The sequence below is a fragment of the Peribacillus sp. B2I2 genome (assembly GCF_041261685.1).
Classification (GTDB): domain Bacteria; phylum Bacillota; class Bacilli; order Bacillales; family DSM-1321; genus Peribacillus.
Genome location: NZ_JBGCCB010000001.1, coordinates 729227 through 749982, shown reverse-complemented (window position 1 = coordinate 749982; position 20756 = coordinate 729227). Strand labels below are relative to the sequence as shown.

The 20756-nt window shown below is 42.2% G+C and carries 27 protein-coding genes; 12 read left to right on the top strand and 15 right to left on the bottom strand.

Translation table 11 applies throughout. From position 1 onward, the window contains the following. Positions 1–30 precede the first annotated feature (30 nt). The 4 genes from ABIE66_RS03780 (at position 31) to ABIE66_RS03765 (ending at position 3756) form a co-directional block, all read left to right on the top strand. Positions 31–1635 (top strand): DHA2 family efflux MFS transporter permease subunit, encoded by a 1605-nt coding sequence (locus ABIE66_RS03780; protein WP_370016972.1) that lies wholly within the window; start codon positions 31–33, stop codon positions 1633–1635. A gap of 18 nt (positions 1636–1653) precedes the next feature. Then, entirely contained in the window at positions 1654–2184 is a 531-nt protein-coding gene (locus ABIE66_RS03775; RefSeq protein ID WP_289317916.1) for an NAD(P)H-dependent oxidoreductase, read from the top strand. 13 nt (positions 2185–2197) lie between these two features. Further along, positions 2198–2542 (top strand): hypothetical protein, encoded by a 345-nt coding sequence (locus tag ABIE66_RS03770; protein ID WP_289323758.1) that lies wholly within the window; start codon positions 2198–2200, stop codon positions 2540–2542. 293 nt (positions 2543–2835) lie between these two features. Continuing rightward, positions 2836–3756: an EamA family transporter gene (locus ABIE66_RS03765; RefSeq protein WP_289317918.1), complete on the top strand. Its 921-nt coding sequence runs from the start codon at positions 2836–2838 to the stop codon at positions 3754–3756. Between the two features lie 98 nt (positions 3757–3854). Here ABIE66_RS03765 and ABIE66_RS03760 read toward each other — a convergent pair whose 3' ends face one another. The 5 genes from ABIE66_RS03760 to fabL all read right to left on the bottom strand — a co-directional run bounded on the left by ABIE66_RS03760 (position 3855) and on the right by fabL (position 8170). Further along, positions 3855–5603, bottom strand: coding sequence for an ABC transporter ATP-binding protein (locus ABIE66_RS03760; protein ID WP_370013897.1), 1749 nt, complete (start codon positions 5601–5603; stop codon positions 3855–3857). 270 nt (positions 5604–5873) lie between these two features. Then, positions 5874–6404 (bottom strand): nucleoside tri-diphosphate phosphatase, encoded by a 531-nt coding sequence (ntdP, locus tag ABIE66_RS03755; protein WP_048685440.1) that lies wholly within the window; start codon positions 6402–6404, stop codon positions 5874–5876. 234 nt (positions 6405–6638) lie between these two features. Then, the gene (locus ABIE66_RS03750) at positions 6639–6893 is read right to left on the bottom strand and encodes a YgaB family protein (RefSeq protein WP_289323756.1); all 255 of its coding nucleotides are present in this window, start codon (positions 6891–6893) and stop codon (positions 6639–6641) included. A 170-nt stretch (positions 6894–7063) separates the two neighbouring features. Next, positions 7064–7339 carry a gamma-type small acid-soluble spore protein gene (locus ABIE66_RS03745; RefSeq protein ID WP_289317921.1) on the bottom strand — a complete coding sequence of 92 codons (276 nt, stop codon included), beginning with the start codon at positions 7337–7339 and terminating at the stop codon, positions 7064–7066. A gap of 81 nt (positions 7340–7420) precedes the next feature. Further along, entirely contained in the window at positions 7421–8170 is a 750-nt protein-coding gene (gene fabL, locus ABIE66_RS03740) for an enoyl-[acyl-carrier-protein] reductase FabL (RefSeq protein WP_214747519.1), read from the bottom strand. Between the two features lie 68 nt (positions 8171–8238). Here fabL and ABIE66_RS03735 point away from each other — a divergent pair, with 68 nt between their 5' ends. Together ABIE66_RS03735 and ABIE66_RS03730 are read left to right on the top strand one after the other, a co-directional pair. Continuing rightward, on the top strand, positions 8239–8463 hold the full coding sequence (locus ABIE66_RS03735) for a hypothetical protein (RefSeq protein ID WP_289323755.1): 225 nt from the start codon (positions 8239–8241) through the stop codon (positions 8461–8463). Then, on the top strand, positions 8460–8585 hold the full coding sequence (locus ABIE66_RS03730) for a hypothetical protein (RefSeq protein WP_370013896.1): 126 nt from the start codon (positions 8460–8462) through the stop codon (positions 8583–8585). The genes ABIE66_RS03735 and ABIE66_RS03730 overlap by 4 nt, the downstream gene beginning before the upstream one ends. A 199-nt stretch (positions 8586–8784) precedes the next feature. Here ABIE66_RS03730 and mutY read toward each other — a convergent pair whose 3' ends face one another. Next, positions 8785–9903 (bottom strand): A/G-specific adenine glycosylase, encoded by a 1119-nt coding sequence (gene mutY, locus ABIE66_RS03725; protein ID WP_370013895.1) that lies wholly within the window; start codon positions 9901–9903, stop codon positions 8785–8787. 206 nt (positions 9904–10109) lie between these two features. Here mutY and ABIE66_RS03720 point away from each other — a divergent pair, with 206 nt between their 5' ends. Continuing rightward, positions 10110–11087 carry a metal-dependent hydrolase gene (locus tag ABIE66_RS03720; RefSeq protein WP_370013894.1) on the top strand — a complete coding sequence of 326 codons (978 nt, stop codon included), beginning with the start codon at positions 10110–10112 and terminating at the stop codon, positions 11085–11087. 54 nt (positions 11088–11141) lie between these two features. On the opposite strand, the gene ABIE66_RS03715 is transcribed toward ABIE66_RS03720, so the two are convergent. Next, positions 11142–11408, bottom strand: a complete 267-nt coding sequence (locus tag ABIE66_RS03715) for a YfhJ family protein (RefSeq protein ID WP_289317925.1) — start codon at positions 11406–11408, stop codon at positions 11142–11144. 114 nt (positions 11409–11522) lie between these two features. On the opposite strand from ABIE66_RS03715, the gene ABIE66_RS03710 reads away from it, so the two are divergent. Further along, entirely contained in the window at positions 11523–11678 is a 156-nt protein-coding gene (locus ABIE66_RS03710) for a small, acid-soluble spore protein K (RefSeq protein ID WP_034305387.1), read from the top strand. 39 nt (positions 11679–11717) lie between these two features. Here the strand turns inward: ABIE66_RS03710 and ABIE66_RS03705 are convergent, their stop codons facing one another. From ABIE66_RS03705 to ABIE66_RS03695, 3 genes are all read right to left on the bottom strand, one after another. After that, entirely contained in the window at positions 11718–12029 is a 312-nt protein-coding gene (locus ABIE66_RS03705) for a YfhH family protein (protein WP_063234815.1), read from the bottom strand. A 73-nt stretch (positions 12030–12102) separates the two neighbouring features. Then, on the bottom strand, positions 12103–12456 hold the full coding sequence (locus ABIE66_RS03700) for a regulatory protein RecX (protein WP_370013893.1): 354 nt from the start codon (positions 12454–12456) through the stop codon (positions 12103–12105). Continuing rightward, positions 12437–12901: a RecX family transcriptional regulator gene (locus ABIE66_RS03695; RefSeq protein WP_370013892.1), complete on the bottom strand. Its 465-nt coding sequence runs from the start codon at positions 12899–12901 to the stop codon at positions 12437–12439. Before ABIE66_RS03695 ends, ABIE66_RS03700 begins: the two co-directional genes overlap by 20 nt. A 126-nt stretch (positions 12902–13027) precedes the next feature. Between ABIE66_RS03695 and ABIE66_RS03690 the strand changes: the two genes are divergently transcribed. The 3 genes from ABIE66_RS03690 to ABIE66_RS03680 all read left to right on the top strand — a co-directional run bounded on the left by ABIE66_RS03690 (position 13028) and on the right by ABIE66_RS03680 (position 14422). Continuing rightward, complete coding sequence (locus tag ABIE66_RS03690; protein WP_370016971.1) at positions 13028–13948, top strand: TIGR01777 family oxidoreductase; 921 nt, start codon at positions 13028–13030, stop codon at positions 13946–13948. A 53-nt stretch (positions 13949–14001) separates the two neighbouring features. After that, complete coding sequence (locus tag ABIE66_RS03685) at positions 14002–14124, top strand: YfhE family protein (protein ID WP_289323751.1); 123 nt, start codon at positions 14002–14004, stop codon at positions 14122–14124. A gap of 115 nt (positions 14125–14239) precedes the next feature. Further along, complete coding sequence (locus tag ABIE66_RS03680) at positions 14240–14422, top strand: YfhD family protein (protein ID WP_034306455.1); 183 nt, start codon at positions 14240–14242, stop codon at positions 14420–14422. Positions 14423–14785: 363 nt separating this feature from the next. Here ABIE66_RS03680 and ABIE66_RS03675 read toward each other — a convergent pair whose 3' ends face one another. The 5 genes from ABIE66_RS03675 to ABIE66_RS03655 all read right to left on the bottom strand — a co-directional run bounded on the left by ABIE66_RS03675 (position 14786) and on the right by ABIE66_RS03655 (position 20158). Further along, positions 14786–16366: a fatty acid--CoA ligase gene (locus ABIE66_RS03675; RefSeq protein ID WP_370013891.1), complete on the bottom strand. Its 1581-nt coding sequence runs from the start codon at positions 16364–16366 to the stop codon at positions 14786–14788. 134 nt (positions 16367–16500) lie between these two features. Further along, a complete protein-coding gene (locus ABIE66_RS03670) occupies positions 16501–17652 on the bottom strand; it encodes a thiolase family protein (protein WP_289323749.1) in 1152 nt (383 codons plus the stop codon). 30 nt (positions 17653–17682) lie between these two features. Further along, positions 17683–18828: an acyl-CoA dehydrogenase family protein gene (locus ABIE66_RS03665; RefSeq protein ID WP_370013890.1), complete on the bottom strand. Its 1146-nt coding sequence runs from the start codon at positions 18826–18828 to the stop codon at positions 17683–17685. Positions 18829–18921: 93 nt separating this feature from the next. Continuing rightward, positions 18922–19689, bottom strand: a complete 768-nt coding sequence (locus ABIE66_RS03660) for a 3-hydroxyacyl-CoA dehydrogenase (protein ID WP_289323747.1) — start codon at positions 19687–19689, stop codon at positions 18922–18924. Positions 19690–19762: 73 nt separating this feature from the next. Beyond that, the gene (locus ABIE66_RS03655; RefSeq protein WP_370013889.1) at positions 19763–20158 is read right to left on the bottom strand and encodes a MerR family transcriptional regulator; all 396 of its coding nucleotides are present in this window, start codon (positions 20156–20158) and stop codon (positions 19763–19765) included. A 164-nt stretch (positions 20159–20322) separates the two neighbouring features. On the opposite strand from ABIE66_RS03655, the gene ABIE66_RS03650 reads away from it, so the two are divergent. Beyond that, positions 20323–20748 carry a universal stress protein gene (locus ABIE66_RS03650; protein WP_289323745.1) on the top strand — a complete coding sequence of 142 codons (426 nt, stop codon included), beginning with the start codon at positions 20323–20325 and terminating at the stop codon, positions 20746–20748. Positions 20749–20756 lie beyond the last annotated feature (8 nt).

Sequence of the window (20756 nt, the reverse complement as noted above, 5' to 3'; positions counted from 1 at the left end):
GGAGGCTTACCTTAAATGGCTTCTCAAACCATCTCAGTAAATGAAAACAAGGGAATGAAACAGTTTGCCCCCATGTTAATTATCTTAATGCTAGGTTTGTTCATGGTCATTTTGAATCAAACCCTGCTTAGTGTCGCCATGCCGAGGATGATGGCCGAATTTAATGTAGCTGCGACAACGATTCAATGGTTGTCAACTGGATTCATGCTCGTGAATGGAGCTTTGATTCCACTGTCCGCTTTTTTAATAGAACGGTTCGGCACGCGCATTTTATTCCTCGCTGCCATGTTTCTATTCACGGTAGGGACATTCATCTGCGGCATCGCACCAAATTTCCCCGTCATCCTTACTGGCCGGCTGATCCAGGCTGCGGGCGGCGGGATCTTGCAGCCATTGGTCATGACAATCATTCTTTTCATCTTCCCTCCAGAAATGCGCGGGAAAGGAATGGGAATCTTTGGTCTGGCCATTATGTTCGCCCCTGCCATCGGACCGACTTTATCTGGTTGGGTCATTCAGGAATATAGCTGGCGGGTCATGTTCTACGCAATGGTGCCATTAGGCATGATTATCATGACACTTGCCTTTATAAGTATGCGTAATGTAGCAGAACCCAAGAAAATAAAATTGGATTTGTTGGGCGCCTCTCTATCCTTGATAGGTGTTGCATCATTACTATACGGTGTCAGTGAAGCAGGTTCCAAAGGCTGGACGGATTCCATCGTTCTGGGAACGATCATCATCGGGCTTATCCTTCTGAGCCTATTTGTGGTTCAACAGTTAAAATCTGAAACACCTATGCTCGACTTCCGTGTATTTAAGTATGACATGTTCGTATTATCGAATATCATTTCCGCCATAGTCACAGTGGCCATGTTTACCGGGATATTCTTATTGCCTATCTATTTACAGACTCTAAGAGGATTCACACCCGTTCAGTCCGGTCTGTTGATGTTACCCGGAGCCCTTGTGATGATGGTGATGTCACCCATTTCAGGAGCATTATTCGACAAAATCGGACCTCGTCCATTAGCACTTGTCGGTTTAGCGATTACTGCTATCACAACCTTCGAATTCGCTAAATTGACTACGGAAACTACCTATTCGACTTTGGTCATCATCTACGCCATCCGCTCACTTGGAATGTCTTTACTTATGATGCCGATCATGACAGCTGGGATGAATCAGCTTCCTAAGCATTTGAATACACATGGTACGGCAATGAGCAATACGCTGAAACAAGTAACCGGAGCAATTGGTACGAGCTTCGTGACGACCATTTATACAACCCGTGCTTCTTTCCATGGAACTTCCTTAGGTTCGGAAATGAGTACGAGTGATCCCGGTTTTGTTCAGAATTTCCAAACAATCGTTCAATCCATCATGAGTTCGATGAATCAAACGAGAGAACAGGCACAGGAAACTGCTATGTCGCTGATTTCTTCACAAATCCAGGGTCAAGCAAATGTGATGGGAATCAATGATGCATTCTTTTGGGCAACAGGTTTCGCAATTGCCGGTATAGTTCTCTCATTGTTTTTGCGTGACGTTCGGAAGGACAAAGCAATGAAACAAGCTAAACAGGAAAAATTGGATGTACCTTTGCTTCCTTCACCAGTAAAAAAATCGGTTTAATTAAATGGGGGATTTAATATGAAAATCTATGTTGTATACGACAGTGAAGGTAACCATACGAAGGCACTTGCCGAATCAATAGCTCACGGAGCCGCTGGGGTTCCAGGGGCTGAGGTTCTAATTGACCATGTAAACGAAGCGGATGTTTATAAGCTTCAGGAAATGGATGCCATCATTTGGGGATGTCCGGGTCACTTCGGCACCATCAGTTCGAGTTTGAAAACATGGATTGATAAACTTGGGTATCTATGGGCGGAAGGAGCGCTGATCAATAAAGTGGGTGCTGTTTTCTGTACGACTGCCACCATACATGGAGGACTCGAGGCTACCATGCTGAACTTAATCACCCCAATGCTTCATCAAGGCATGATCATTGTCGGCTTACCCGGCACTGTCCCGGAAAACGCCTTATATGGTTCCTACTATGGTGTAGGTATAAGCTGCCCGCCCGGGGTGGATGACAACATAACCAAGAACGACTTGCAGCTTGGAGAAGCATTAGGAAAACGGGTAGCCCATGTCACCCGTTCATTCACAAACGAGCTCTAGGAGGCTTGATTCAATGGGCATAATTCTAATTATCATCGTTGCCATTTTAGCGGTTTCGGGCTTGATCACATTCAATATCAAAGCTTTATCACCTGAAGATAAGCCGGTTCTCGAGAAAGAGAACTCGTCGGAAGAGTCCGCTTCTTCTTCGGATGATGATCCCGTTACCGAAATCATCGTCCCAACAGACAATGATGAATTGAAAATGAAAGATCAGGATTATCGTTCGGCACTTTCCAAGCTTCACAACCAAAAGCCTGACGATGAGCCAACTGCAGAAAAAAAGCCTAATCTCCGCAAAATGAAAGACGAAGAATATCGTGGTAAATTGGAAGACTTCCAGCAAAATGGCGATTGAAACACGCCCCCCCACTCGGCATATTTGCCTTTTGGGGGTTTTGTTTTATATGCCATGAAAGGATCTTCTCTTACCTCTGCCACCACCTTCAACTTAGGGATCGACGTGCAGGCTTTAACTTTTTTTCTGGTTGACAAATATTCACAAAGACTTTAAGCTAAGTTAATGCAACACAAACATTTTTTTAAACTCAGCTTTTGTTGAGAGACGGAATTTTAAAAGGATTTCCTTTTTTCGTTCGTCACTTGCCTTTTTGGCAGGTGGCGATTTTTATTTTTACAGGGGTGAAAAATATGCAACTTTTGAAGTATTCCATAATGGTCTTAATTGGTTCGATCTCATATGGCACATTATCCACCATGATCAAGTTTGGATTTATGGATGGCCATTCATCTGGAGAACTGGTCGGCAGTCAATATCTTGTCGGTTGGCTGATTGTCTCCGTTTTATTTCTTTTTTCGTTTAAATATAAAGTTTCATGGAAAAGTGCCGGATTACTTTTAATCACGGGCATGATGTCCACTTTCGTCGGAAAGGCATATGCCGTTTCCGTATCCGAGCTTCCCGCTTCGATTGCCGTTGTCTTTTTATTTCAATTTACCTGGATAGGCGTCCTCATTGAAAGTTTCATAAATAAAAGACGCCCGGATAAAAATAAACTCATTGCCATTTTCGTTCTCTTCATCGGAACATTATTGGCAGGGGCGATTTTTGGTCAGCCTCTATCTGCCCTAAGCCTAAAAGGCGTATTGTTCGGACTATTGTCTGCGGTGCTTTTTGCGCTATATATGTATTGCAACTCTCAATTCGCAGTTGGGGAATCTTCAATGAAACGGCTGTTTTTCATTGCAACGGGTGGTATGCTGACTGCTGTATTCACAACTAACCCCGTTACACTTGTTACGAATCTTGTCCAAACGAACCTATGGTACTACGGTTTGTTGCTCGGTACTTTGGGTGTTCTTGTTCCTTTCTTTTTCTTTGCTGTCAGTCTGCCGAAAGTGGGAGTCGGGCTTGGAACGATCCTTTGTGCAGCGGAATTGCCATCAGCGATGGTCGTTTCCGTCATCTTCTTGAATGAACAGGTTACGTCACTGCAATGGTTCGGGATGTCCTTGATCATTGTCGGTATCGCCTTGCCTGAGGGAATAAAGCATCTTCCTCAATTCCTTCCTGACAGAAAAAAAACGCTGCATGAAAAAAGAATTTCCTAACAGGTTCATCATTATAATAAGAAAGACCATTCCCGTTAGCGGAATGGTCTTTCTTATGTATATTACTTTGGCGGGAATCATATGGTTTTCCTTTTCCCTTAGGAATCCAATTGTTGTACTTGAAATAGGCTGTAGTAATGCCCTTGCTTTTTCATAAGTTCTTCGTGTGTTCCCATTTCCGTAATTTCCCCATTATCGATATGAACGATCCGGTTGGCATGGGTGATGGTTGATAAGCGATGGGCCACGATGATGGTGGTCCGGTTTTTCGCCAAAATATCAAGTGCCTCCTGGATATAGTGTTCACTCTCTAAATCCAATGCGGATGTAGCTTCATCCAGCACAAGGATAGGTGGGTTTTTCAAAAATACCCTCGCAATGGCAACCCGTTGCTTTTGGCCTCCGGATAATTTAACTCCCCGCTCCCCGACTTTCGTTTCATACCCCTCTTTTAGACCCATAATGAAGTCATGTGCATTCGCCGCCCTTGCCGCTTCAAATACTTCTTCATCACTTGCATCAGGCCGTCCCATAAGGATGTTAGCCTTAACCGATTCACTAAATAAGATATTATCCTGTAGCACCATCCCGATTTTATCTCTTAGGCTGCGGACTTGATATTTACGGATATCCGTTCCATCCAATAATACCCTTCCCTCCGTTACATCATAGAAACGGGAAATTAAACTGACGATCGAGGATTTCCCTCCGCCGCTCATCCCGACAAGTGCAATGGTTTCTCCTGGTGTAACATCCAAATTTATATGTTTTAAAACGGGTGCCTCTTTCTCGTCATAAGCAAACGTAACATCCTGAAAGGTAATTCGGCCATCTACATGCTTAAGCTCTTTCGCCCCTGGTTCGTCATCGATATCATACTTTTCATCCACAAACTCAAAAACCCTGTCCATGGACGCCAATGTCTGGGTCATTGTCGTCGAAGAGTTAACTAATCGTCTGAGGGGATTATATAGCCGGTCTATGAAACCGACGAAAGCAACCATGGTACCCAGCGACAATTGTTCGTGAATGACTTGATAACCGGCAAAGCCTATCACGAGCAGGGGGGCAATATCCGTAATCGTATTCACGACAGCAAATGACTTAGCATTCCAACTCGTATGCTTTAGGGCCTTATCCAGGAAATTCTTGTTCTGCTTCGCAAACAGTTCCTGTTCCCTGTCTTCTATCGCAAAGCTTTTGATGACTGACATCCCTGAAACCCGTTCATGAAGGTGACTCTGTACATCCGCTAATGCTTGGGAGCGAATCCTTGTATAGGTTCTCAACTTGCCAAAGAAATGCTTAATCGAAAACGCATAAAATGGAAGCATGATGATGGATACAATGGTTAACTTCACGTCCATCGTAAACATGATGGCTATCACTATGATGATCGTTGCGATATCCAGCCAAAGATTCATCAAACCCGTGATGACAAAGTTCTTCGTTTGTTCCACATCCGTGATCATCCTTGAGATGACCTCGCCCACTCTTGTATTGGAATAATATTTAAAGCTCAGTTTCTGTATATGAGTGAATAAATCATTACGAATATCATATAGGATTTTCGTTCCGGTCCATTGAGCGAAATACTGTCGATAATACTCAATCGGCGGTCTAACCGCAACAAAAATGAACATCATGATGCCCATTGCCCATAAAAGGCGTTCAGACTTCACAGCTTTGGACAGGTCACCATTTCCGATGATGTCATCCACTATGTACTTACTGAGCAATGGAAGCAAAAGCGGAATTGCGAACTTCAGCAATCCAATCAATACCGTCCCAATTATCTGCCATTTATATGGTTTAACGAATTGCAAATACCTCTTAATGCTCTCCACGGAATCCCTCCTTTTCTGATTCATTAAATCAAAATGCTAAAAAAAGTCCCTAACGTTCAATTTGGAATCATATATGCACTTTTCAATTATATTTTCCTTTTCGAAGATTAACTATCAAAAGGATTTCATTCAATATCTTTCATACACATTTATAGGAGGCAAGGGGTTAAAGATTTGCTGTTATTCAAAAATCGTTCCTGCTTGAAAGATCAGTGGGTAGGTACGTTACACAATGAAAAAGCCTGCTAATTAAGCAGCAGGCCTTTTCTATCATCGATAGGTTAAAAAGCGTTCATACCAACTATCAATAAACTCTGCGGAGAATGGTCCTTTTCGCTGGCGTATCATATAAATTAAATAGTCTACGTTCTGTTTCAATATTGAATCGATGGCATCCGGGTAATTCATTTCTTTCCGATGCCTTTCATATTCATCCTCATCCAGCAAATTAAACGTCATATCTGGGAATACCTTAATGTCCAGGTCATAATCAATGTATTTCAATGCTCCCGAATCGTATGTGAACGGAGAACTGATATTGCAATAATAATAAACTCCGTCCTCTCTCAACATACCAATAACATTAAACCAATACTTTGAATGAAAATAGCAAATCGCCGGCTCTCTCGTAATCCAGGTCCTTCCATCTGATTCCGTTACCATAGTACGGTCATTGGCTGCTATCACCAGATTTTGGGTCCCTTTTAAAACGGTTGTCTCTTCCCAGATACGATGGATATGTCCATTATGTTTATAGCTATGAATTTGGATTTTTCCTCCTTCGGCAGGAACAATCCCCATTTATCTCTCCCTACTTTCTATAGACACCCTGACAGCGTACTGTGCCCTATTCCGTTTGCAGTTGTTGTGTGTATTAAAAATATATACTTTTTTCCATTTACCCTATATTCCTATATTATAGCGATTTATTCATAAATTTAAAACAAAAGTGGCTAATCTCCCAGTGAAAATGTGTAAATAAGTCGAAAAAGTCTGACCATCCACCCCATTTTAACTTAGAAATTAGCCGGTTATTCATTGTATTGCAGCTTGTCCTTGCTGATAATAACGGATGACTTCTTCCGTTTGCTTCTCGAACATATCATGGATACTTTTCAATTCCTGCTTTTTAAGTTGGATCTCTTCATGAATGGTGACCGCTTCATTCTCCTCTTGCAGGGCAAGGAGTTGCTTCTCTATATCTTGGCATCTTTCGATTTCGGATTGTAAAAGTAAAAGCTTATCCATCGTTTTCAACTGGTTGTTTATTAGCCGGTTAAATTCCTCCATGAATGCACCTTCCTAATGTGTATTTTTTCTATAGTATGTATATTCTAGTTTTTATCCAGCTTTTCCTTTGACATAAAATGTAAACACATCAAAACATTTGTCGAATCAAATGAAAGGCAAAAAAAAAGCATCCTTCAAAAGAAGGATGCCTTTCGTTTTTAAAACGGCAATTAGCCTTGGTTTTTATTGCTTTGGGATTTTTGGTTTTGCTGTTTCACTTCTTGGACGTTTGTTTCAGAAGCGAACTCAGTACCGAATTGGCCTTGAGCTTGACCTTGACCCTTTTTTTGCTGAGATTGTGCGTTTTGTTGTCTCACTTCTTGAACGTTTGTTTCAGAAGCAAACTCAGTACCGAATTGACCTTGACCTTGCTGAGATTGCGCGTTTTGTTGTCTTACTTGTTGAGCGTTAGTACCTGCTTGTGATTTATTATTGTTATTAGCCATTGATATCACCTCCACGATAATAAGATAACCAATATCAAGGAGTGTTATCCAACTAATAACATTTAAATTTTTCCAGTTACATTAAACAAGCAATGAAATGCCACCATCAACTATAATGGTTTGTCCACGAATCATACTGGCTCCATCGGAAATTAAAAACAGGATGGTATTCACCATATCTTCCACCTCGACCATCCGTCCAGCAGGAGTTTGTTCTGCCGCCTCAGCAAGCATTTCATCCCGATTCGGGAAAGACTTCAGGGCATCCGTATCGATAACACCGCCGGAAACGGCATTGACACAAATGTTTTTCGCAGCCAGTTCGACCGCTAAATATCTTGTCAGGGCTTCAAGCGCAGCTTTGGAAACACCGACAGCTGTATAATTTTTCAAATAGCGAATGGACCCTAGTGAACTGATGCTGACGATTTTCCCTCCGCCGTTCCTCTCCATCAATTTCGCCGCTTCCTGTGCGCAGAAAAGGAGGGCTTTTGTATTGATGTCCATGGTCCAGTTCCAATGCGATTCTTCAAGCTCCATCAAGGGACGCTGCACTCCTGAAGCAGCATTATTAATGAAGATATCCAAACGCCCATAATAAGCATCGATTTCCTCGAACATGCTTTTCACTTTCGCAACGTCACCGACATTTGCCTTAACTACAAGGGCTTTACGCCCCAAAGCTTCAATTTCAGCTGCCACTTCTAATGCTTTCGACTTGCTCCGGGCATAATTAATAACGAGGTCGTATCCTTCCTCTGCAAGCCTTATTGCCGTGCTTCTACCTAAACCTTTACTGCTACCTGTAACGAGTGCCACTTTTTGTTCCATACGTTTATTCATCCTTTCTGAGTAAACACCGAGTAATAAAAATCATTTTTAAAAGGAGTGTTACTGTTATGTATGTTGGACGTGATATGACAGAGTTGTCGATGATGAAAAAATCGGATTGGGAAAATAGCGAACTTGCCTATTTTCATCACTCCCTTCAACAAATGGTACCTTATTTAAACCAAGAAGGACAGAGTATCCATAGCGAAATCGTCAAAGAAATTGAAAATAGAGGCGGACTTAATAGGCAGGAAGCCAATTATACCCATGGAACGAAAACCATTTACGATTGATTTTATACGGATATGACATTGAAAATCAACAAAAAGAAGAGGAATTAGCGGATATCCTTTTTAGACAGAAGGCAAACTCGATGAAAATCGAGTTTGCCTTCTGTTTTTTTGGAGTTGTATAATTTGAACGCTGATTGGAAAATGTAGGGCACTCGCTTTCGGCGGGCGGTCCGGGAGCTTCCTCCGGCGTCTTTGCTCCTGCGGAGTCTCCCTTTGACACGCTTTTCCCGCGAGTCTCTCTCACCTTCCGTTCCAATCAACTCTGTTTTAAAATGTAGATAGAAACCATCCCCAAGGTGACCCTTAATTACAATACTGCCTTTATTCAATCCGCTTTTTTTCTTTATAGGCCTTCATCATTTTTTGGTGGGAAACCGGAAATGCGAACTCCTCCATCTCTTCTTCATTCACCCACTTGAGTTGGTTTTCTCTTAATGTCTCTTCACTGATGGCTTCTTTGACTATTCCCGTATACGTGTCCACTTTCCAAACAAGATGTGAGAAAACATGTTCAATTCTCACAAGTGATTCCGTGATTTCCGGTTTGACACCATACATTTCCTCAAACCGATTCTCGAAGAACTCCCTCTTATGCTGAAGGGATGAATGGTTCTCGAAGTTCGGATATTCCCAAAGATTTGCCAGCAACCCTTCAGATGCTCGCTTGTGAATTAAAAATTCACCTTTTTCATTCGTTAAAACAGCAGCCACAATTGGTACATCCCGCGTTTTTTTCTTTTGGACTTTTACAGGCAGTTCCGATTGAACCCCTGCTTCAAATGCAATACAATGACTTTGAACGGGACATAATAAGCAGGCAGGCTTACCTGGTGTGCAGATTAATGCCCCCAGTTCCATCAAGGCTTGATTAAATGCAGAGGTATGTTCATGATCGATCAGCTTTCTGACGGCAGCTTCGAATGTTTTTCTAGTCTTTGGCTTGGCAATATCTTCATATATCATCAATATCCTTGATAATACACGCATGACGTTTCCATCGACAGCTGGCTCCGGCTTGCCATAGGCGATACTTAGAATCGCACCAGCTGTATAAGGACCCACGCCTTTCAATTTGGAAATTTCCTCGGGATCATCCGGTACAATCCCATTGTAGGAAGCCTTCACTTCCTGAACGGCACTATGCAGATTCCTTACACGTGAGTAATACCCTAGCCCTTCCCAAGCTTTTAGGATTTTCTCTTCATCGGCATTGGCAAAATCCTCGAGTGTGGGGAACCATTCCACAAACCGGTTAAAATAGGGAATCACCGTGTCCACCCTCGTTTGCTGCAACATTATTTCTGAAACCCAAACACGGTACGGGTCCTTATTTTCCCTCCATGGCAATTCTCTTTGTTCTTTGAGAAACCAGGAAACCAAGTCTTTTTGAAAATCATCGATTTTTATTTTTTCTATTGTCGGGATCGTTATTTCTTTCACATCAGTTCCTCCAAAGATGTTACACTCTTATCAAAAATGGGAATACCTATAGTAGGTCATTCTTTTTTAATATCATGTTCATATCCAGTTATTTGTAATTGGTCACGGAAATAAGTCTGAATTATATTCATTTGATGGTTAATATATAAATACGGTATGATGAGAGAAGACCATTTTTTTCAAATTGTGGCAGGGAGGTTAGTTTTTTGGATACAGGTACTCACTTTGTCATGGGAATTGCTCTTGGAGGTCTTGCCACGTTAGATCCTGTCATTGCGCAGAGCCCAGTCACTGCAAGTGCAGTAATAGCAGGTACGATATTGGGATCACAAGCTCCAGACATTGACACCGTTTTAAAATTAAGGAATAACGCTGTATATATACGAAACCACCGTGGAATCACGCATTCCATTCCCGCTGTTTTACTTTGGCCCTTGATTATCAGCGGAGCACTTTTCGCCATCATACCTGAAGCAAATTACCTTCATCTTTGGCTTTGGACGTTTTTAGCCGTATTCCTTCATGTATTCGTGGATATATTCAATGCTTATGGGACCCAGGCTCTTAGGCCGATTTCGTCAAAATGGGTAGCTTTAGGGGTCATCAATACATTCGACCCGTTCATTTTTGGAATACATGTTGCAGGTCTGATATTATGGGGCTTTGGATTTCCTCCAGGCTATTTATTTCTCTCGATTTACGGAATACTCGTTGTCTATTATATCTCCAGATTCAGGGAACAGGCGTTTATAAAAAGAGCTGTTAAGCAGCAAATTCCCGGAGCAAGAAAAATTATTTTATCACCGACCATGCGTTTTCACCGCTGGAAAATCGCGGTAATTACCGAAAAGAATTATTATGTGGCACGAGCCGATAATGGGTATGTGACGATTCTTGATACATTTGATCGAGTGCCATTGCCAGAAAGTGAAATTCTCGAAGCCGCAAAAAAGGACATCAACTTGGCAGCCTTTCTGTCCTTTTCTCCGGTTTACCGATTTGAAATCGAACAGATAAAAGATTATTATGAAGTCCGTTTCATCGATTTAAGATATCGCAGCAATGGGTATTACCCATTTGTGGCAGTAGTCCATTTAGACAGCGAATTGAATATATTGAATTCTTATACCGGCTGGATCTTTAGCGAAGCGAAGCTGCAGAAGAAATTGAATATTATTTTGTAGTCGCTGCATATTGAAAAAGGGCTGATCCCAGGGAACCCCTCTGGAATCAGCTTTTTAATGAAATCGATTCTGCTGATTTAATAACTGTTTATATTTAGGATTTTTTGCAATGAATTCGTGGAACTGCTCACCGTAGTTATCAATCCAGGTCCTTACAACGCGCGATGTCATTTCTTCCCCGGCATATTCATGTCCAGCCTTTGCATAGGTCGCTTCGAAATCTTCCCATAATAATTCCACCCAAGTCAAAGCTTGCTCATACGTGATGTGGTCATTTTTCTCAAGCAGTATCTTGGTTAATCTTTCATGGTAATCATTCATTTGAACCACCTCATTGCCAATATTTTTACAGAATGAACTATACTGTCCCTTACCCATACTAGTGGTAAGCGGAAACGCTTCTTTTCTTTAATCTGATGCTTGGAGGAGAAAAACTTGCGAAATAAACAAAAAGGATTCCCCAACCAAAACAATAATAAATTCCAAGGCGAGCCTCGTGCAAAAGCAAGATATGCATCAAAGCGTGCAGATGGCAGTATTAATACACACCCTCAAGAACGAATGAAAGCATCAAACGAGCGATCGAATTAAAAGGTACCTCAAAAGGAATCGGTCTTCCCCGGTTCCTTTTTATTTCAACATTGAAATTGGCAGTGCCTCTTCCTTTCCGCTTCCACCTAAACGATAACCCCAGGCGAATACGCCGTTCATATAATCAATTTTGAAATAGACACCGGGATCGCCGTCAATTTGGTATATTTCACCTTTTTTGAAATCATCCGGATTTAACAAATAAGCCTTGGCCATCGTCACTTTACGTTCCAATACTGAAAATTCATTAACCATTCCCAATTGCTCTGCTTTTCTCGCTTTTTCAGTCAACGCTGCAATTTCCTGTTGTAGTTCATAGGCCGACAACTTGCTGTACCTTACGTCGCTCATATATATGGCTCCTTAAATGAAATTAATTTACTTCTATATTAAACAAAATTTTATGATTTGGCTATCGATGCACTTAATCCATATCAGGATTGGAAAGATAACGCTCAATCAATTCTATTGGAAAACCTTTTCGGTATAATGCCTGCTTCATTTTTTGTTCATATTCGAAGCCTTCATGGTTTTTATATCGGCGTTCCATTTTTTCAGCATGGTGGCAAAGAGAATCCCATTGTTCATCTTCATCCTTTTCAACCGTCACATCTTCAAGCGCTTCAAGGATGACATCTCTCGGGAAACCTTTCCGTAACAAGGTTTGTTCAACTTTCAGCCTCAATGCCCGCTCTGAAATGTTTTTTTCCTTTTTGACCGATTTTCCAGCAAGTTTCCTTGCATGTTCAATTTGAATATCATAGGGGTATTCCTTCAATGCCTCGACAACCAACTTTTCTTGTACCCCTTTTTTCCTTAAGCTCGAGCTTAAGGGTAGTGGGACCTTTATTGCCTCCGTTAACATGGGTCCGTACGTAAGCCTTGGCAAATTCTAGGTCGTCTAAATAGTTAAAGCTGTATAGCTTATGTATCGCTTCCTTTATAATCGGCTCTTCCGTTTCCTTCTTTTTTAAATAAAGGCGAATTTCCGATTCAGAACGCATCCGGTATGATAAATAATTAAGTGCATCGGTAAATGCTTTTTGGATTTCATCATGGAATTGTATTTCAGCTAGCAGCAGGTCATCAAGTGACGTACCCTTTTTCAATTGAAACTTCAATAGCACTTCTTCGTCCACACTGAAAGCATATTTTTCATCAACGAAAATGTTATAACGATCTTTACGTTTTTTTTGGGTTGTTATTTTTGTTATGATTGGCATAATATCCACCCCCACCCCTACTTTACCCCTTTACGTGTACCATTTCTATATATAGCATGTCTAAAAATGAAAAAAGGACATGGTCATGTTAAAGTGAAGGAAAGAAAGGGAAAGGAAGTGGTTTTCATGAAAATAGCCATTGCTGGTGGAAGAGGTTTTGTCGGCACAGCCCTTATCGATGAATTATTAAAAGAGAATCATGATATATATATCTTGACCCGTCATCCCGAAAAATTCAAAAAACAGGAAAATCCGACATATATCGGCTGGCTGACCAAAGACGCAAAGCCGGAAATGCATTTGGAAGGGCTCGATGTTTTCATTAACCTTGCTGGTGAATCTTTAAACAGCGGGCGTTGGACTCCTGAACGAAAACGCCGGATTGTCGAAAGCAGGGTCGAAGCTTCCAAAGAGATGAACCGTATCATTTCCAAACTGCCCGAAAAAGTATCTGTCATAATCAATGCAAGTGCAATCGGATATTATGGTATTTCGGAACATGAAACCTTTACCGAAACCTCCGAATCCATCGGTGATGATTTTTTGGCCCGTACTGTTAAGCTATGGGAAAAAGAAGCGGCTAAATCCCGCACTTACAGTGAAAGATTCGTCTTAACAAGATTCGGCGTGATTCTGGGGGAAAAGGAAGGAGCACTGCCAATGATGGTCATGCCTTATAAACTTTTCGGCGGAGGAAAGATGGGCAAAGGGAATCAGTGGCTTTCCTGGATCCATATTCATGACGTGGTCCGTGCAATCATCTTTTGCATGAACGATCAGCGGATTGAAGGTCCAGTCAACTTTACGGCACCTAATCCCGTTCAGATGGATACATTCGGGAAAACAATAGGAACTGTCATGCACCGGCCCCATTGGTTACCCGTACCTCCCTTCTTCCTCAAGACCATGCTTGGGGAAATGAGTGTACTTGTGCTTGAAGGACAAAATGTCCTACCCATTAAACTTAAAGAGGAAGGATTCATCTTTTCTTTCCCAACCCTCAAAAACGCTTTACAAAATATCTTAAAAGAGGATTCTCACGTATGAAAGGATCATTTTAGGAAAAAATAGGGATATTAAGTGAAATGGAGATGATCTAATTGTCCAAAAAACACGAAAAAGTAAAAAGTAACTTAACTAGTACGCAAGCGGTTATTTATGCTCGGGAATTTAAAAATGCAGATCGAGCAGGTGGTTTTAACGAGAGGAAATCCCGTCGTTAAGTCTGGAGTATTTTCCCGTACATTTTGAACATCCATTCAACACAAAATAAGCTAGAGATGATAAGTTGAATAATCATCTCTAGCTTATTTATTTTAATTTTTAGGGGGCGCTAGCATGGGACGCAATAACATACACCATAATCGAGACAAGAACAAACAGAAACTTCCGCAGGTTCCTAAAAACCTGAAAAGTGACGGACTTGACGTTGAATATTCTTCCGAACTGGCTGACCAGGAAGATATCGAGGCACAAGCCCGGGCAAATGCAGCTGACCGCCGTGCTCATAATCGCCGCTAATAAATAGGACGAACCAAACCAAGGGGCTGTAATCAGCCCCTTATATTTACTTTATTCACATAGTTTATCCACAATCCTGTATATATTGTGGATATATTCTGAAAATACTGACAAATAATAGGTACAATGACTGCCTTACTAACATGAAAATAATGTTATTTCTGGATAACCCTGTGGATTATGTGGATAACTATTCAGTTTCCTTGAATTGTTCCACAGGAATATTATTTATATAATAATTCATCTAGATTGTTAATCTTCTTCCTTCCAATTATCATCGCATGCCAAGCGACTTTTCCAACCTTTCCCCCATATGATTGCTAACTAATTTGTCAGTATTTTTCCCGGCCGCTAACCCCGGCATTAAAGGAGGTTCCCCATACTTTTGTCATCCGCACTTTCTTCCAACTGTTTACGAAGCAAGAATTTTTGTATCTTCCCACTTGCATTTCGAGGCAGCTCATTACAGAAGATATATCTTCTTGGACGTTTATAGTTCGCCAGTGTATCACTGTTCTTACACCAGGTTTCTAAATCGCTTTCCAGTAACGTAAGGTCTTTGGCAACGATGAAAGCCGTTACCATTTCCCCCCATTGATCATCAGGCTGACCCAGTACTGCACAGTCGAGAACTCCTTGATGCTCATAAAGTGTGTCTTCCACTTCACGTGGATATATATTTTCCCCTCCTGAGATAATCATGTCGTCCACTCGGTCCTTGACCCACAGATATCCATCTTCATCCAGGAAACCGATGTCACCGGAATGGTACCAGCCTTTGTAAAGCGCTTTTTCGGTCTCTCCACCTTTTTGGAAGTAACCCTTCATGATACATGGACCTTTCACAAGAATTTCCCCTGTTTCCCCAGGTTCCAGAATATCATCGGGATCTGATGGCCCTTCGTCATTCGGACGGGCAATGATGATTTCATGATCGGAACATGCTTTGCCGGCCGAACCCGCTTTCCTAATTTGATCATCCTCCAATAAGAGAGTGATGGCGGGACCCATTTCAGTCATTCCATAAGCTTGGATGAACTGGATGCCAAGTTTCTCCTGACAGGCACGTACAAGTGATGGTGCCATAGGGGCTGCTCCATAAAGCCCCAGCTTCAAACTCTGGAATTTATATTCATCCAAGTTTTCCTGAAGTAGCCTGTTCCACATCGTTGGTGCAGCAAATAACTTAGTGATCCCCTCGGATTCAATCAGTTCCATAACCTTTTTGGGATTAAACTGATGTAATATGACATTTGTGGCACCAGCCTGTACGCGAGGTAAAAAGGAACAGTGCAATTCAGCACAATGAAACATCGGTGCAGTAATCAACCCGATGTCAGAGCGTTCGTACTTCATGGCCTCTATTAAAATCTCTGCTTGTTTGACCATATCTTTATGAAGGTGAATGACCCCTTTTGGTCGTCCGGTTGTCCCACTCGTATACATGATGGCATAAACATCATCCTCGTGAACGTCCACTTCATCCGGATTTGATGAGATACTTGCCATTTTTTGACGGTAACCTTTGGCATATCTCGGAACATTATCATCAATATACCAGAAAGCAGTTTCCGGAAATCGCTTCTCAACCGCGGCAACGCTCGATTCCAATTCGTGCTCGAATAAAACGACCTTTGGAGCAGCGTCATTTAAGATGTAAGCCAACTCCTCTGGCATTAAGCGGAAGTTGATTGGATTAAAGATTGCGCCGATTTTTGCACAGGCAAAGAGTGCGGTGGCAAGCTCTTCATTGTTGTAAAGGTATGTAGAGACCCTGTCGCCTTGTCGCACTCCTTCCGCTTGAAGGGCCGCCGCCAACCTATTCACCTGCTCATTCCATTGAATGTACGTATAGCGGATATTTCTTCTCACGTCGTAGATAGCTTCTTTAATGGGGAATTTCTGAACCGTCTGATCAAAGATATTTTTAATCGTCACTGACATATCATTTTCCTCCTCAAGTAAACCCACCATCAACGGGGAGAGTTCAGGCCAGCCCTGCCGATGGTCGGCTTCATCACTTTTTCAGCTTTTACTTTCGTGCGAATTACGAATGTTCATAACCGTATAGTCCCGTTTCAGTCCAATCTTTCAATGATGGTGGCATTCGCCATTCCGTGGCCCTCACACATTGTTTGCAGCCCATAACGGCCGCCTGTCCTTTCCAACTCATGGATCATTGACACCATCAATCGGGCCCCACTGCCGCCAAGAGGATGACCTAAGGCAATCGCCCCGCCATTTGGATTCAGCTTCTTGGGATCTGCCCCCGTTTCTTTTAGCCAGGCAATAGGTACAGGAGCGAAAGCCTCATTCACTTCGAAGACATCGATATCATCGATGGAAAGTCCGGCTTTTTCCAAAGCTTTTTGAGTGGCGGGAATCGGCCCAGTAAGCATCAGGGTGGGATCTGATCCGACTACAACCCGAGTATGCACTTTAAAACGTGGTTTCAATCCAAGTTCTTCCGCTTTACTGCGTTCCATCAATAATAAAGCGGCAGCACCGTCACTTATCTGGCTTGAGTTCCCGGCATGGATTAAACCGTCTTCTTGGAAAACCGTTTTCAACCCAGCCAGTATTTCCATGGTAGTTCCAGCCCTTGGACCTTGATCTTCCGTAACTTCCATATGATTTCCTTCTTTATCAGTACCCGTCACTGAAATCATTTCACGGTCAAAATGCCCTTCTTTTTGAGCACGTATTGCTTTGGCATGACTCTCAACGGAAAACAGATCACATTCTTCACGTGTTATTCCCCACTTATCGGCGATTCTCTCAGCTGATAAACCTTGGTTAATCACCTCATACCTGTCTAAATACTTTTGGCTGGTTACAGCACCTTGATTATTAGACCCCATGGGGACTCGGGACATGTTTTCCACTCCTCCGGCCACTACAACATCCATATCTCCTGACAAAATGGCTTGGGAAGCGAAATGGACAGCCTGCTGACTTGACCCGCATTGACGATCAATCGTCGTTCCCGGCACTTCGATCGGAAATCCTGCAATCAGTGCAGCAATTCTTGCTATGTCACCTGCTTGTTCACCAACCTGTGAAACACAACCTAGTATGACATCATCGACAATAGCCGGATCGATGCCCGCCTTCTCAATCAGCTTTTTCAATACTTCCCCTGCTAGATCATCTGGGCGAACGTCTTTCAAGGCACCATTCCTTTTCCCTACTGGGGTTCGAATCCCTTCAACGATTACCACTTCCCGCATATACTCTCTCCCCTTCTCATCCTGTTTATATTAAAGGCCCAGATTCTTAGCGATGATTTTCTTCATGATTTCATTTGTCCCGGCATAGATGCTTGCTACCGGGACATCCCGATACCTTCTGGCAATCTTGTATTCTTCCATATATCCATAGCCGCCATGAAGTTGCATGCACTCAATCGATATTTTTCTCGCAGTCTCCGTCAAACGCCATTTTGCCATCGAAACCTCTGTGACCACCTGTTCTCCCGCCATATGATTGGCGATCAATTGATCTAGGAAAACACGCCCCATTTTGATTTCCGTTGCCATTTCCGCGATTTTGAATTGAGTATTTTGAAACTGACTCACGGATTTTCCGAACGCTTCCCTGCTTTTCACGTACTCAATGGTATCGGCCAGCATATCCTCTGATGCCGTTTGAGCACAAATTGCCACTACAAGGCGTTCCTGCTGCAATTTCTCCATTAAATAAGCAAAACCCTTTCCTTCTTCACCAAGCAGGTTTTCCTTTGGAACACGACAATCCTCGAAGATCAGCTCTGCTGTATCCTGACTGTGCAAACCAAGTTTCTTCAGTTTTCGCCCCCTGGAAAATCCAGGAGTATCCCTTTCTACCACGACTAAGCTAACGCCTTTATGCTTTGGAACGGCATTTGGATCCGTTTTACACGCAACGATGACCAAATCCGAATGAATGCCATTTGTGATGAATGTCTTTTGGCCATTTAATATGTAATGTTCTCCATCCAAAATAGCAGTGGTTTTTATATTGGCTAAATCCGAACCTGTTCCAGGCTCTGTCATGGCGATTGCTGTAATGATTTCCCCTGTCGTGCATTTAGGAAGCCAGCGCTCTTTCTGCGCCTCACTTCCGTATGCGGCAATATACGGAACAGTGATGTCACTATGGAGTCCGAAACCAATGAAACCAGAACCTACTCTTTCCAATTCCTCATTAATTATGACTGCAAAGCCCCAATCTACCCCGGAACCCCCATAATCTTCTCCAAGATCCGGACAAAGAAAACCCTGTTCCCCCATTTTCACCCAAAATGACCGGGGAATGATCCTCTCTTCTTCCCATCTTTCATAGTGGGGAACTGCTTCTTTCTCTAAAAACTTTCGGAATGACTTACGGAAAATGTCATGATCTTCACTTAGATATGGATGTTTCATCTGTTTTTATCTCCTCTGCATGGCTTTGTCTAAGGCTCTTTTCAAGATCGATCTATAATGGATTGGATCATCTTTTCCAAAAGGAATTCACACTTACCTGGGTGACATTCGAATGGCCCCATCCAGCCTGATGGTTTCCCCATTCAGCATTGGATTCGTAATGATGCTCTCCGTTAGCTTAGCGTACTCTTCGGGATATCCGAGCCTTGATGGGAATGGAACGGTTTTACCTAATGACATCCTCGCTTCATCAGGCAATGAATCGAACATCGGAGTATGGAATAGACCCGGTGCGATAGATACGACACGTATCCCTTTTGTGGCAAGCTCCCTTGCAATCGGCAGGGTCATCCCAACAATGCCCCCCTTAGAAGCACTATATGCGGCTTGTCCGATTTGTCCTTCAAAGGCAGCTACCGAAGCCGTATTGATAATGACACCACGCTCCCCCTCTTGGTTCGGCTCATTTTTGACCATTTTTTCAGCCGCAAGTCGGATGACATTAAATGTACCGACCAAATTGATTGTCACCACATTTGAGAACGCTTTCAATTCATGTGTACCTTTTCTGCCTATGACCTTCTCTGCAATTGCAATACCAGCACAGTTGATGACCGTATTGATGCTCCCGAATTTTTCAATTCCTTCTTCCAACGCTCCCAATACGCTATCTTCACTTGTTACATCCGTTTTAATGAACAGGACTGAATCTCCCAATTCATGAGCCATCTTAGCGCCATTTTCTTCCGAGAGGTCAAATATGACTGCCTTTCCACCTTTTTTAATGATGTTTCTTACTGTCGCCGCTCCCAGACCTGAAGCCCCGCCTGTCACAACTGCAATGGTTTCTTGAATATCCAAATCCTCACCTCATTTGTTTCTAGAATATATATTCATCTTTCACTATCATCAATACCTATTTTCAATATTAATTTCACCGCTTGCCTGTTTTATCGTTCACCTTCAAGTCATGAAGGGTTTCGGTAAAGCCTTTGATTACCTGTTCAAAATCCTGTTTCAATCCATCCAGCTCTTGAATGCGTTCATTAATTTCGTTTAATTTCTGTCCTGCCATTTCAATCGTTTTTTCCAATTGCTTAATGCCTGTCCTATCCTTATCGAATAACAGGACTATATCCTTTATTTCCACTAACGAAAAACCATACTTCTTACCGCGCATTATGATTTTAAGCTGTGCGTATTCTTTCTTTCCATAAACTCTTTTTCCCGTTTCGGTACGCTTTGGACTAAGCATACCCAGTTCCTCATAATATCGGAGGGTCCTTGTCGTCAATTCGAATTCTTTTGCTAACTCAGAAATGGTGTACATGTAAAAACCACACTTTGCAAAGGGATTATTTACCTTTATTTTAACATTGACGTTAACGTAAACTTCAATAAATATTCACAAAATTTATAATATATGAAACTGCATGAAAGATTTAAATTGATATACTATGGGTATATTCTTTAAAAGAAGGGAATGATCGATCAATGCTATGCTCAAAAATATTAGTTGCTTACGATGAATCTGAATTGGCACTTAAATCTTTAGAAAAAGCGATTGAATTAGCCAAGTTGGATCCCACCATCGAAATCCAGGTGCTTCACGCTGTAACGTTGCCAATCAAACCAAATATATATGGCAATGCCTTTCAGGAAATTGAAGAATCCATGCTCAATTATGGAAATGAAGTGATAAAAAAAGCGGAAGCGTTATTATCAGAAATCCCGAATGAATCCCAAACATTTGTCGTAGAGGGTTCAGCCATCACGACTTTATTGGAACATGCAAAATCCCGTAATTGTGACCTTATCATCATGGGCAGCCGCGGATTGAGTGGTTTCAAGGAATTCCTAGGCAGCGTGAGCCACTATATCGTTCAACATTCCCCAGTGCCCGTCTTGTTGGTCAAATAAAATTTACT

What these genes read in the sequence shown, in the direction of transcription:
- ABIE66_RS03715 (WP_289317925.1), bottom strand. Translation starts at nt 11,408, where the DNA reads ATGAATGATTACCATGAAAGATTAACCAAGATACTGCTTGAGAAAAAT.
- ABIE66_RS03750 (WP_289323756.1), bottom strand. Translation starts at nt 6,893, where the DNA reads ATGGAGGAATTTAACCGGCTAATAAACAACCAGTTGAAAACGATGGAT.
- ABIE66_RS03770 (WP_289323758.1), top strand. Translation starts at nt 2,198, where the DNA reads ATGGGCATAATTCTAATTATCATCGTTGCCATTTTAGCGGTTTCGGGC.
- ABIE66_RS03775 (WP_289317916.1), top strand. Translation starts at nt 1,654, where the DNA reads ATGAAAATCTATGTTGTATACGACAGTGAAGGTAACCATACGAAGGCA.
- ABIE66_RS03675 (WP_370013891.1), bottom strand. Translation starts at nt 16,366, where the DNA reads ATGTCAGTGACGATTAAAAATATCTTTGATCAGACGGTTCAGAAATTC.
- ABIE66_RS03745 (WP_289317921.1), bottom strand. Translation starts at nt 7,339, where the DNA reads ATGGCTAATAACAATAATAAATCACAAGCAGGTACTAACGCTCAACAA.
- fabL (WP_214747519.1), bottom strand. Translation starts at nt 8,170, where the DNA reads ATGGAACAAAAAGTGGCACTCGTTACAGGTAGCAGTAAAGGTTTAGGT.
- ABIE66_RS03735 (WP_289323755.1), top strand. Translation starts at nt 8,239, where the DNA reads ATGTATGTTGGACGTGATATGACAGAGTTGTCGATGATGAAAAAATCG.
- ABIE66_RS03670 (WP_289323749.1), bottom strand. Translation starts at nt 17,652, where the DNA reads ATGCGGGAAGTGGTAATCGTTGAAGGGATTCGAACCCCAGTAGGGAAA.
- ABIE66_RS03650 (WP_289323745.1), top strand. Translation starts at nt 20,323, where the DNA reads ATGCTATGCTCAAAAATATTAGTTGCTTACGATGAATCTGAATTGGCA.
- ABIE66_RS03695 (WP_370013892.1), bottom strand. Translation starts at nt 12,901, where the DNA reads ATGCCAATCATAACAAAAATAACAACCCAAAAAAAACGTAAAGATCGT.
- ABIE66_RS03705 (WP_063234815.1), bottom strand. Translation starts at nt 12,029, where the DNA reads ATGAGCGACGTAAGGTACAGCAAGTTGTCGGCCTATGAACTACAACAG.
- ABIE66_RS03680 (WP_034306455.1), top strand. Translation starts at nt 14,240, where the DNA reads ATGGGACGCAATAACATACACCATAATCGAGACAAGAACAAACAGAAA.
- ABIE66_RS03765 (WP_289317918.1), top strand. Translation starts at nt 2,836, where the DNA reads ATGCAACTTTTGAAGTATTCCATAATGGTCTTAATTGGTTCGATCTCA.
- ABIE66_RS03665 (WP_370013890.1), bottom strand. Translation starts at nt 18,828, where the DNA reads ATGAAACATCCATATCTAAGTGAAGATCATGACATTTTCCGTAAGTCA.
- ntdP (WP_048685440.1), bottom strand. Translation starts at nt 6,404, where the DNA reads ATGGGGATTGTTCCTGCCGAAGGAGGAAAAATCCAAATTCATAGCTAT.
- ABIE66_RS03690 (WP_370016971.1), top strand. Translation starts at nt 13,028, where the DNA reads ATGAAAATAGCCATTGCTGGTGGAAGAGGTTTTGTCGGCACAGCCCTT.
- ABIE66_RS03655 (WP_370013889.1), bottom strand. Translation starts at nt 20,158, where the DNA reads ATGTACACCATTTCTGAGTTAGCAAAAGAATTCGAATTGACGACAAGG.